The organism is Tetragenococcus muriaticus DSM 15685 (assembly GCF_000423785.1).
GTDB lineage: Bacteria > Bacillota > Bacilli > Lactobacillales > Enterococcaceae > Tetragenococcus > Tetragenococcus muriaticus.
Genome location: NZ_AUIQ01000064.1, coordinates 1 through 10,378, shown reverse-complemented (window position 1 = coordinate 10,378; position 10,378 = coordinate 1). Strand labels below are relative to the sequence as shown.

Below are 10,378 nucleotides of genomic sequence, written 5' to 3'. Positions count from 1 at the left end.
AAGAAACGATGCTCTGGAATATGAACGTATTGCGCTAACAGTGAATCAAAATGAATTTGATTTAGAAACTCCGAAAGTAAGACGAGCCCCGCGTCATTGGTTAAGGTACCACCGTCGTTGGCTATTGAGATGACTTTTTGCTCATTGAATGTAAGAGAATTTTGTTGTAAAGTAATAGACATAAGAACGCACTCCTTTATTGTTATGTTTTGTCGACTTTACAATAACACGAAGTGCGTTCTTTTTGTACACCCAGAAGGTGAAGCAACTAAACTTTTAGAAAAATGAGCATACCAATGATTGAATCATTCTTGGAAAAATTTATAAATCATTCAGGAATGCTTTTGTTGATTTTTTGCGTACTTATTTATGTACAACCTATTCCAATTCCAAACAATCCAAGCGAAATATCTTGCGTAGGAAGACAAATACGTGTATAATTCCAATTCGTGAGTAGTCTTAATTGACAGCTCTCTCTGCTCCTGGAAAAAAGGAGCCAAAGACCATAGGGAGGTGAAAAATCAATGGAAAATACGAAGTATGAAATTACCTACATCATTCGTCCTGACATTGATGAAGAAGCAAAAAATGCTTTAGTAGAACGTTTCGACGCAGTTGTTACTAATAATGGCGCCGAATTGATTGAATCTAAAGATTGGCAAAAACGTCGTTTTGCGTATGAAATAGATGGCTATCGTGAAGGCATCTACCACATCGTTAACGTTTCTTCTCCATCAACTGCAAATATGGTGAATGAATTTAACCGTCTTGCAAGAATCAATAATGATATTCTTCGTCATATGATTGTGAAAGAAGAGGATTAATACGTTTCACATGAAACGATAACGATGAGGAGATGGTAATTTGATTAATAATGTTGTACTAGTAGGAAGATTGACAAAAGATCCTGATTTACGTTATACCGCAAATGGGGTAGCAGTTGCGACTTTTACGCTGGCGGTAAATCGTACGTTTACCAATCAAAATGGTGAAAGAGAAGCAGATTTTGTTAACTGTGTGATCTGGCGAAAAGCAGCAGAAAACCTTGCTAATTTGGGACGTAAGGGTGCATTAATTGGTGCTACTGGAAGAATTCAGACAAGAAATTATGAAAATCAACAAGGACAACGTGTTTTTGTAACTGAAGTTGTAGCAGATAATTTCCAACTATTAGAGCCGCGCTCTGTTACTGAGCAACGTCGTTCCTCTGATAATGATTCTGGTAGTGGCAATCAACCGAACTTTGGAGACAATTACAATCAAAACCAAGCATCTCAATCTTCTGAAACATCTAATTTTGATCGTGATAACACTGATCCTTTCGGTGGTTCTTCGATCGATATTTCAGATGATGATTTACCATTCTAATACATTGATTGGAGGGAAGTAGAATGCCACAACAAAGAAGAGGCGGACGCAGACGTCGCAAAGTAGATTATCTTGCAGCAAATCACATTGAACATGTTGATTATAAAGATGTTGAATTATTAAAAAGATTTATTTCAGAAAGAGGTAAAATTTTACCTCGTCGTGTAACTGGAACAAGTGCAAAAAATCAACGTAAGTTGACTACTGCCATCAAACGTGCACGTATTATGGGCTTGTTGCCTTTTGTAAGTGAAGAGCCGTAAAAAGCCTATCCGGATGACAATTTTGTCATTCGGATTTTTTGTCTATTAACTTGTTCTGTAAATCGCATAATCTAATCGTTTATGATAAAATGGAAGTTAAATGAATAGAAAAAATCAAGTAAAAAGTTTTGAAGAAGTTAAATAATCGTCAAATTTTACTAGTGGAATTTGAATTGATAAGGGGTCTTGGTTATGACTGTAATCGGCATTATTTCTTTGGATAATTATGACGATATTATTGATAAAATGGATGATAAAAATATTTCTTTACTAAACACCTTAGTCACAACAATGATTTCTGATTGGGCGAACGAGTATGGAATTTTTTACAAACGAGTCAATCCGGATCGTTATTTCTTTGTAGCCAGTACAGAGGATTTAAATAAAATAAAAGAAAAAAAATTTGATATTTTACAACGACTAAAAGATTCAGATACAAATAGTGAATTCGTACTGACGATGAGTATGGGAATTGCTTACGGAAATAATACGATGGAAAAAATAGGAGAAGTTGCCCAAAATAATTTGGATATGGCTTTAGCCCGAGGGGGCGATCAAGTAGTAATAAAAGATGCTGATTCGCGAGCAAAACCGCAGTTTTTTGGTGGTCAAACAGAAGGGACGATTCACCGCACGCGAATACGCTCACGTGCAATGAGTGCTTCTTTAAAAAAGATTTTTTCTGAAAATAAAAAGATTTTTATTATGGGGCACCATTATCCAGATATGGATGCTATCGGCAGTGCTTTTGGAGTGGCTGCTTTAGCCCAGCTTAATCAAAAAGAATGTTATGTCATTATCGAAGAAGATGAAGTAACAGAAGATACGAAACGTTGTTTAGAAGAAATAGAGAAACATCCAGAAGCAGCTAAGTTAGTTATCTCTGGAAAAAAAGCACTAGAACTTATTGATGAAAATAGTGTTTTGGTTATGGTCGATTATAGCCGGCCAGCTCTATCAATTTCAAAAGAAGTATATGATGTATTTGATAAAATTATGATTATTGACCATCATCGTCGTAGCGAAGAATTTCCTGAACGTCCATTATTGACTTATATTGAGCCTGCCTCTTCTTCTGCTAGCGAATTGGTAGCAGAATTAGTTCAGTTCCAATCGAATAAAAGAAAAAAATTATCGAAATTTACTGCCGGTTTATTGTTATCGGGGATTTATGTTGATACAAAAAGTTTCTTTACTCGAACCACAGCACAAACTTTTCATGTAGCTAGTTATTTAAAGACTCATGGAGCAGATCTGTCATTAGTGCGCTATTTGTTGAGTTCAGATTTAGATTCGTATTTGCAAATGAGTGAATTAGTAGCACGCAGTGAATACGTAACTAAAAATATCGTAGTAGCTGTAGCTTCCCAAAATGAGATTTATGACAATATTACAGCCTCTAAAGCAGCAGATACTTTGTTGTCAATGAATGATATCGAGGCCGCTTTTGTTATCACAAAACAGAGAGAACAAGAAATTTCGATTAATGCTCGCAGCACGGGAAATATCAATGTTCAGCGTATTATGGAAAAACTAGGTGGCGGAGGCCACTTTAGTAATGCTGCAACTCAGATAAAAGATAAATCGGTTGAAAATGTACGAAAGATGTTAATTAATGAGTTGAAACAATTAAATGAGAAGGAGTGAAAGACAAAGATGAAAGTCATTTTCTTACAAGATGTAAAAGGAAAAGGGAAAGAAGGAGAAGTTAAAGACGTACCCAATGGCTATGCGCAAAATTACTTATTTAAAAATAACCTAGCAAAAGAAGCTAACCAAGGGAACGTAGCTGAAATGCGTGGTAAAGAACAAGCGCAAGAACAAAAAGAAGCTGAAAATTTAAGAGAAGCACAAAATTTAAAAAATACTTTGGAAGATGAAAATACAGTAGTGGAAATCCCTGCTAAAGTTGGAGAAGATGGACGGCTTTTTGGTTCTGTTCCTTCCAAACAAATCGCTCAAGCTTTAAACAAACAATATCAGATTAAAGTGGATAAAAGAAAAATTGAGTTAAAAGAACCAATTCGTTCTATAGGATTTACGGATGTTCCTGTGAAATTACATCCTGAAGTAACAGCCGATATCAAAGTGCATGTCGTAGAAGAATAAGATGAGGAAGCTAGGACACAAGCCACTCTAGCAATGATCCTGAAAGTTAGTCAATGAATCTTTATTGTTCATTTTTACGAGAAACTAACTGTAAAGTTTGGATGAACTAATATTTTAGTTATTTGGAAACTTATCATTGTTGGAGCTTTTGTCCTAGCCTTTTTTCAGAAGAGTTGTGTATCTGAGTTTGAATGAAAATGATTTAGGAGAAGAAGTATGAATGAAGTTTGGCAAGATCGTGTGCCACCACAAGATATAGAAGCAGAACAAGCTGTATTAGGTGCCATTTTTCTTGATTCGGATGCGATCATTGAAGCAATGGAACTGCTAGTGCCAAATAGTTTTTATCGTAGAAGTCATCAAATTATTTTCCAATGCATGATGCAGCTTAATGACCGTAATGAAGCCATTGATTTAATTACCTTAAAAGCAGAGATTGAGAAAAGTAATTCTTTAGAAGATATTGGTGGAATCAGTTATTTGACTGAGCTAAGTCAAATTTCGCCTACTTCATCAAGTATATCTTATTATGCCAAAATTGTAGATGATAAAGCAACGCTCCGTCAGTTAATACAAACTGCGAATAAAATTGTAACTACAGGTTTTGAACAAAATGAAAATGTGCAAGAAATCGTAGAAGATGCTGAAAAAAGCATAATGGAAGTTTCAGAGAAAAGTAATAGTAATGGCTTCCAATCCATTGCGGATGTGTTAAATCAGACAATTGAAAATATTGATGAATTGGCTCAAAATAATGAAGAAATCACTGGGTTACCTACTGGTTACAAAGCATTAGATAAAATGACTGCTGGCTTACAAAAAGATGAACTATTAATCATTGCGGCTCGTCCAGCAGTAGGGAAAACAGCTTTTGCTTTGAATATTGCTCAAAATGTTGGCACAAAAACAGATAATACAGTCGCTATTTTTAGTTTAGAAATGGGTGCTGAATCTTTAGTTAGCCGTATGCTTTGTGCTGAAGGTTCTATCGATGCGAACCATTTACGTACTGGACAATTAACTGATGAGGAATGGCGTAATTTAATTGTAGCTATGGGGAGTTTATCTAAAGCAAGCATTTACATTGATGACACCCCTGGAATCAAAGTATCTGAAATACGAGCTCGTTGTCGGAAATTGGCCCAAGAAACAGGGAATTTAGGCTTGATTTTAATTGATTATTTGCAATTAATTGAAGGTTCAGGTAGAGAAAGTCGACAACAAGAAGTATCTGAAATTTCTCGACAATTGAAAAAAATAGCCAAAGAATTAAATGTTCCAGTTGTTGCACTTTCGCAATTATCTCGTGGTGTTGAACAAAGACAAGATAAACGTCCGGTTTTGAGTGACATTCGAGAATCTGGTTCAATTGAACAAGACGCAGATATTGTGGCTTTTTTATATAGAGATGATTATTATCAACGTGAAAATGAGGATGAGGAAGAAGAAAAAACAAATAATGATAATGTTATTGAAGTGATTATTGAAAAAAATCGGAATGGCGCTCGAGGTACAGTTGAACTATTATTTATTAAGGAATACAATAAATTTTCTTCTCTTTCGCCGCGAACGGCATTTGAATAATTATTTTGACTATACCAATTTAAAAAAATAAAGAATTTAGTTGCAAGTTTTTTTATTAAAAAAGGCTTGCAACTATTTTTTTAAACTTGTATTGTATTTATATACAACAATACCAATTTTTCATTAAGGGAGTGTATATAGATGAAGGAGGAAAATTACTACAAATTATTAAAAGAAATTTTTGTTAATAAAGAGAGTGTAGTGACTGAACTTATTAATTTAGAAGCGATTTTGCGTTTACCTAAAGGCACAGAACATTTTATTAGTGATGTCCATGGGGAGTATGATGCCTTTGATCATGTATTACGGAATGGTTCAGGCAGTGTTAAAGAAAAAATAAAAGAATGTTTCAATGAAACAGAGGTAGACATTGATGATTTAGCTACCTTAATTTATTATCCGGAAGAAAAAATTAAACTAGAAAAAATGACTAAAGAAACGGCAGATATGAAAGCATGGTATGCACAAAAGATCCAATTATTAATACCCGTTGTCAACTATACGAGCCGTAAATATACGCGTTCGAAAGTTCATAAAGCTTTACCTGATCGATTTAGTTATATCGTCGAAGAGTTATTAACGGAAAAACAACAAGAAACAGATAAACAAGATTATATTCAAGCAATTATTGATAATGTTATTCAATTAAACCAAGCGGCATCTTTGATAAGCGCTTTGTGTTATGTGATTCAACGTTTTGTTGTGGATCATTTACATGTAGTTGGCGATATTTATGATCGAGGACCTGCTCCTGATTTGATTATGGAACGTTTAATTCATTATCACTCCGTGGATATTCAGTGGGGAAATCATGATATTATTTGGCTTGCAGGTATGGCTGGTTCTCCTCTTGCACTTATGAATGTTTTACGCATTTGTGCTAGGTATGGAAATTTAGGCATTGTTGAAGAGCGATATGGCGTTAACCTCCGTCCCTTAGTCGAATATAGCTGGAAGCACTATACAGTAAGAGATAAATTTATACCAAAATTAGAAGATGAAACTAGCTTTTCAGCTGAGGAAAAAAATAATTTAAATAAAATCCAGCAAGCAACGGCTATACTGCAATTTAAACTTGAAGGACAATTAATTAAGCGACGCCCAGAATTTCTTATGGATGAGCGAAGGATGTTAGATTTTATTGACTATACGAAATCAACGATTCAACTTCAAGGAAAAACTTATTCATTAGTTGATTTTTCAGCACCGACTATTGACCCAGCGGATCCGTGTGCTTTGACCAAGGAAGAGGAAGAATTGATAAAAAATTTATTACGTTCATTTCAAAATTCTGAGCCTTTAAAGCGTCATATGGATTTTTTGATGAAAAAGGGAAGCATGTATTTACGGTATAATGGAAATTTATTATTGCATGGTTGTATTCCATTACATCAAAATGGAGACTTTAAATCATTCCGTTTAGGACAAAAGCATTATTCTGGTAAAGAATTGCTGGATTTTTTTGAAGAACAAATTCGTTATAGTTATGATCATCCTGAGGTATCTAATGATTTTGCAACGGATTTATTATGGTATTTATGGACCGGAGAATGTTCGTCGTTATTTGGAAAAAAAGAAATGGCAACTTTTGAGCGTTATTATATCGCAGATTCAGGAACTCATCATGAAGAAAAGAATGCGTATTATCGTTTAAGAAATCAAGAATCTATCTGTAAGGAAATTTTAAAAGATTTTGATTTACCGACAAATGGCCATATTATTAATGGCCATACTCCAGTTAAGGCATATAAAGGGGAGAATCCTATTAAAGCTAATGGGAGTATGTTAGTCATCGACGGAGGTTTTGCTAAAAGTTATCAAAAAGAAACAGGTTTAGCCGGATATACTTTATTATTCAATAGTTACGGGTTACAGCTAGTAGCACATCAGCCATTTTCTTCGGTAAATGAGGCGGTTACTCAACAAATCGACATTTTATCAACAAAACGTTTAGTAGAAGAAGTCGAAAGACGTACAACTGTAGCACAAACGAATATTGGAAAAAAATTAATTCAAGAAAAAGAAGCCTTAGAAACGCTCTATAAAAATTATGATGTTTATTAAATATATTTCGTTTTTTAAACATTATTCCCTTATTTATTAAGTTAATGTTCGTATTTTGACTAATGATTAAAGCGTTAAAACCTAATTATTCGATTTTTCATTGTAATTCCTTGGAGGAGTTGGTACAATAATGCGGGAGTGAGAAAAAGAGATTAGCAATTGGCTAGTTGCTACTTACTTTTTTGTATAGATAGAGAATAGAACAAAAAGAAAGAGGTATCCATATGTCTTCAGTGGTAGTTGTAGGAACACAATGGGGCGATGAAGGGAAAGGAAAGATTACTGATTTTTTAAGCGAAAACGCAGAAGTAATTGCTCGTTATCAAGGAGGCGATAACGCTGGACACACCATTAAATTTGATGACGTCACTTATAAATTACATCTCATTCCTTCTGGGATTTTTTATAAAGAAAAAACAAGTGTCATTGGTAATGGTGTGGTTGTAAACCCTAAGTCTTTGGTAGAAGAACTAAACTATTTAAAAGAACATGGGATTTCAACAGAAAATCTACGCATTTCTGATCGCGCACACGTGATTTTGCCATACCATATCAAATTAGACCAATTGCAAGAAAATGCTAAAGGCTCTGATAAAATCGGAACAACAATTAAGGGTATTGGCCCGGCTTATATGGATAAAGCGGCTCGTGTTGGTATTCGTATTGCCGATTTGTTGGATAAAGATATCTTTAGCGAACGCTTAAAAGCGAACCTAGCAGATAAAAATAGACAATTTGAGAAAATGTATGATGATAAAGCCATTGCATTTGAAGATATTTTTGAAGAATTTTATGAATACGGACAACAAATTAAACAGTATGTAGCAGACACCTCCGTGATTTTAAATGATGCTTTGGATCGAGGCAAGCGAGTATTATTTGAAGGTGCTCAGGGAGTGATGTTGGATATCGATCAAGGAACTTATCCTTTTGTCACCTCGTCTAACCCAGTTGCTGGTGGAGTAACGATTGGTAGTGGCGTAGGCCCTGCTAAAATCGATAAAGTTGTAGGGGTATGTAAAGCTTACACTTCACGTGTAGGTGACGGTCCTTTTCCTACAGAGTTATTTGATGAAGTAGGGGACCAAATTCGAGAAGTAGGACATGAATATGGGACAACAACTGGAAGACCACGTCGTGTTGGTTGGTTTGATTCGGTCGTAATGCGTCATTCGCGACGTGTTTCGGGGATTACGAATTTATCGCTAAATTGTGTGGATGTTTTAAGTGGTTTAGATACAGTAAAAATTTGTACTGCCTATGAACTGGATGGACAATTAATTTATCATTATCCAGCAAGTTTAAAAGAGTTAAATCGTTGTAAACCAGTTTATGAAGAATTGCCAGGTTGGTCAGAAGATGTCACCCAATGTAAGACATTGGATGATTTGCCAGAAAATGCTCGAAATTATATTCGTCGTATTTCTGAACTTGTTGGTGTAAGAATTTCCACTTTCTCGGTTGGTCCTGATCGTAATCAAACGAATATTTTAGAAAGTGTTTGGTCACAAAACTAAAATCTTATAAAAAGATAGAAAGACTGCCAAAAGTTAAGCGGAAAACAGGTAAAATTGTGAATAATGTTTTTTAATTTCTTTATTCATTAACCAAAAATTGAATATTCCCTTTGTGATTTCGTTATCCAATAATTGGTAGGCAATAAGATTTCCCTCCGTTAGCTAAAAAAAACACCAGGAAAAATTTCTGGTGTTTTTTTTTTTTTTTTTTTTTTTATGAATGTAAAAAGCTTAATTTATTCGGTATTGTAAGGTATAATGAAAATAAGACAACTTCAAAGGAGCGAGAACATGTTTCAAATTATAACAGATGCTTGCTGTGATCTCCCTGCAGACTTGCTAGATAAATACAAAGTTGCCTATATTCCTATGTTTGTTGAGTTAGAGGGTAAAGAATATAGGGATGATCTCGGGAAAACTTTTGATGACGCTTGGTTTCTGGATCAATTAAAAGAAAATAAGCATCCCAATACTTCACAAATTAACGTGGGAAGATATATGGAATTTTTAGAGCCTTACGCAAAAAAATCTATCCCTGTATTATATGTTAGTTTTTCCTCTGGTTTAAGTGGTTCCTATGAAAGTTCTCTGAATGCAATTAAGTCATTACAAGAAAAATACCCTGACTTTGATATTACTAGTTTTGATACGAAAACGGCTAGTTTAGGGCAAGGGATGTTGGTAATGGAGGCTTCTCGTTTACAAAAAGAAGGGAAGACATTAAAAGAAACCGTACAGTGGTTAGATAAATATAAAACATATTTGCGTTCTTGGTTTACAGTTGATGATTTGAAACATTTAATACATGGTGGCAGAGTGTCCAAAGCACAAGCCGCTATCGGTGAATTGTTAAGTATTAAGCCTATTCTTAATGTGGATAAAAAAGGCCAATTGCAAAATGTTGATAAAGTCCATGGACGCAAGAAAGCTTTACAACGGATGGTAAAAGAAACCATTACTGGAGTTGATTTATCTATAGTTAATCATTTTTATGTTGCTTATAGTGGTGATAGAAAAGCGGTAGATAAAGTTATTCAACAATTAAAACAATACTATCCTAAAACGCCAATTACTTATTACCCTTTAGGACCTACAATCTCTAGTCACACTGGTTATGGATGTATTGCTGTGTTTTCAATGGGGAGTTAAGAAAAATAAAAACAAGGGCACTCAGATGCCCTTGTTTTTATTTTAAGCATATAATTGACTCAAGTTTCGCATACCCAAAATAATGATGTCCCTTTGATAGAACAACGCTGATAGTAAAATAATGGTTCGCTTGACTTTTGTTCAAAGGATACAAAAAGAACTCCTTTTGTTTTATAATGGATTTAACGACAAATCTAAAAACAAGGAGTTCTTGCTCTTATGATACACTTAAAAAACATCAAAAATCAATTACCAAATGAAATGAACGCAATTTTTTCTGAACTGAACGTCCTGAAATTTTTACGACAAACCTCTATTTGTAAG

General features: G+C 34.5%; 9 protein-coding genes and 1 pseudogene. 9 read left to right on the top strand and 1 reads right to left on the bottom strand.

Annotated elements, in window-relative coordinates; genetic code table 11:
- Positions 1-182 (bottom strand): annotated as a pseudogene (locus G577_RS0108920) (IS1380 family transposase); the annotation flags it as partial.
- Positions 183-524: 342 nt separating this feature from the next.
- Between G577_RS0108920 and rpsF the strand changes: the two are divergent.
- The 9 genes from rpsF (at position 525) to G577_RS0108875 (ending at position 10,054) form a co-directional block, all read left to right on the top strand.
- A complete protein-coding gene (rpsF, locus tag G577_RS0108915) occupies positions 525-824 on the top strand; it encodes a 30S ribosomal protein S6 (protein WP_028790906.1) in 300 nt (99 codons plus the stop codon).
- A 40-nt stretch (positions 825-864) separates the two neighbouring features.
- Positions 865-1,368, top strand: coding sequence for a single-stranded DNA-binding protein (gene ssb, locus G577_RS0108910; protein WP_028790905.1), 504 nt, complete (start codon positions 865-867; stop codon positions 1,366-1,368).
- 23 nt (positions 1,369-1,391) lie between these two features.
- Positions 1,392-1,631, top strand: coding sequence for a 30S ribosomal protein S18 (rpsR, locus tag G577_RS0108905; RefSeq protein ID WP_028790904.1), 240 nt, complete (start codon positions 1,392-1,394; stop codon positions 1,629-1,631).
- 192 nt (positions 1,632-1,823) lie between these two features.
- Complete coding sequence (locus G577_RS11370) at positions 1,824-3,278, top strand: GGDEF domain-containing protein (RefSeq protein ID WP_051176749.1); 1,455 nt, start codon at positions 1,824-1,826, stop codon at positions 3,276-3,278.
- Positions 3,279-3,287: 9 nt separating this feature from the next.
- Positions 3,288-3,740 carry a 50S ribosomal protein L9 gene (gene rplI, locus G577_RS0108895; RefSeq protein WP_028790903.1) on the top strand — a complete coding sequence of 151 codons (453 nt, stop codon included), beginning with the start codon at positions 3,288-3,290 and terminating at the stop codon, positions 3,738-3,740.
- 216 nt (positions 3,741-3,956) lie between these two features.
- Positions 3,957-5,324, top strand: coding sequence for a replicative DNA helicase (gene dnaB, locus G577_RS0108890; protein ID WP_028790902.1), 1,368 nt, complete (start codon positions 3,957-3,959; stop codon positions 5,322-5,324).
- A 141-nt stretch (positions 5,325-5,465) separates the two neighbouring features.
- Positions 5,466-7,388, top strand: a complete 1,923-nt coding sequence (locus G577_RS0108885; protein WP_028790901.1) for a fructose-bisphosphatase class III — start codon at positions 5,466-5,468, stop codon at positions 7,386-7,388.
- Between the two features lie 224 nt (positions 7,389-7,612).
- Positions 7,613-8,905, top strand: a complete 1,293-nt coding sequence (locus G577_RS0108880) for an adenylosuccinate synthase (protein ID WP_028790900.1) — start codon at positions 7,613-7,615, stop codon at positions 8,903-8,905.
- A 291-nt stretch (positions 8,906-9,196) separates the two neighbouring features.
- Positions 9,197-10,054: a DegV family protein gene (locus tag G577_RS0108875; RefSeq protein ID WP_028790899.1), complete on the top strand. Its 858-nt coding sequence runs from the start codon at positions 9,197-9,199 to the stop codon at positions 10,052-10,054.
- Positions 10,055-10,378 lie beyond the last annotated feature (324 nt).

Excerpts from the sequence above, each read along its gene's own strand:
- G577_RS0108885 (WP_028790901.1), top strand. The coding sequence starts at position 5,466 with ATGAAGGAGGAAAATTACTACAAATTATTAAAAGAAATTTTTGTTAAT.
- rpsR (WP_028790904.1), top strand. The coding sequence starts at position 1,392 with ATGCCACAACAAAGAAGAGGCGGACGCAGACGTCGCAAAGTAGATTAT.
- rpsF (WP_028790906.1), top strand. The coding sequence starts at position 525 with ATGGAAAATACGAAGTATGAAATTACCTACATCATTCGTCCTGACATT.
- G577_RS11370 (WP_051176749.1), top strand. The coding sequence starts at position 1,824 with ATGACTGTAATCGGCATTATTTCTTTGGATAATTATGACGATATTATT.
- dnaB (WP_028790902.1), top strand. The coding sequence starts at position 3,957 with ATGAATGAAGTTTGGCAAGATCGTGTGCCACCACAAGATATAGAAGCA.
- rplI (WP_028790903.1), top strand. The coding sequence starts at position 3,288 with ATGAAAGTCATTTTCTTACAAGATGTAAAAGGAAAAGGGAAAGAAGGA.
- G577_RS0108880 (WP_028790900.1), top strand. The coding sequence starts at position 7,613 with ATGTCTTCAGTGGTAGTTGTAGGAACACAATGGGGCGATGAAGGGAAA.
- G577_RS0108875 (WP_028790899.1), top strand. The coding sequence starts at position 9,197 with ATGTTTCAAATTATAACAGATGCTTGCTGTGATCTCCCTGCAGACTTG.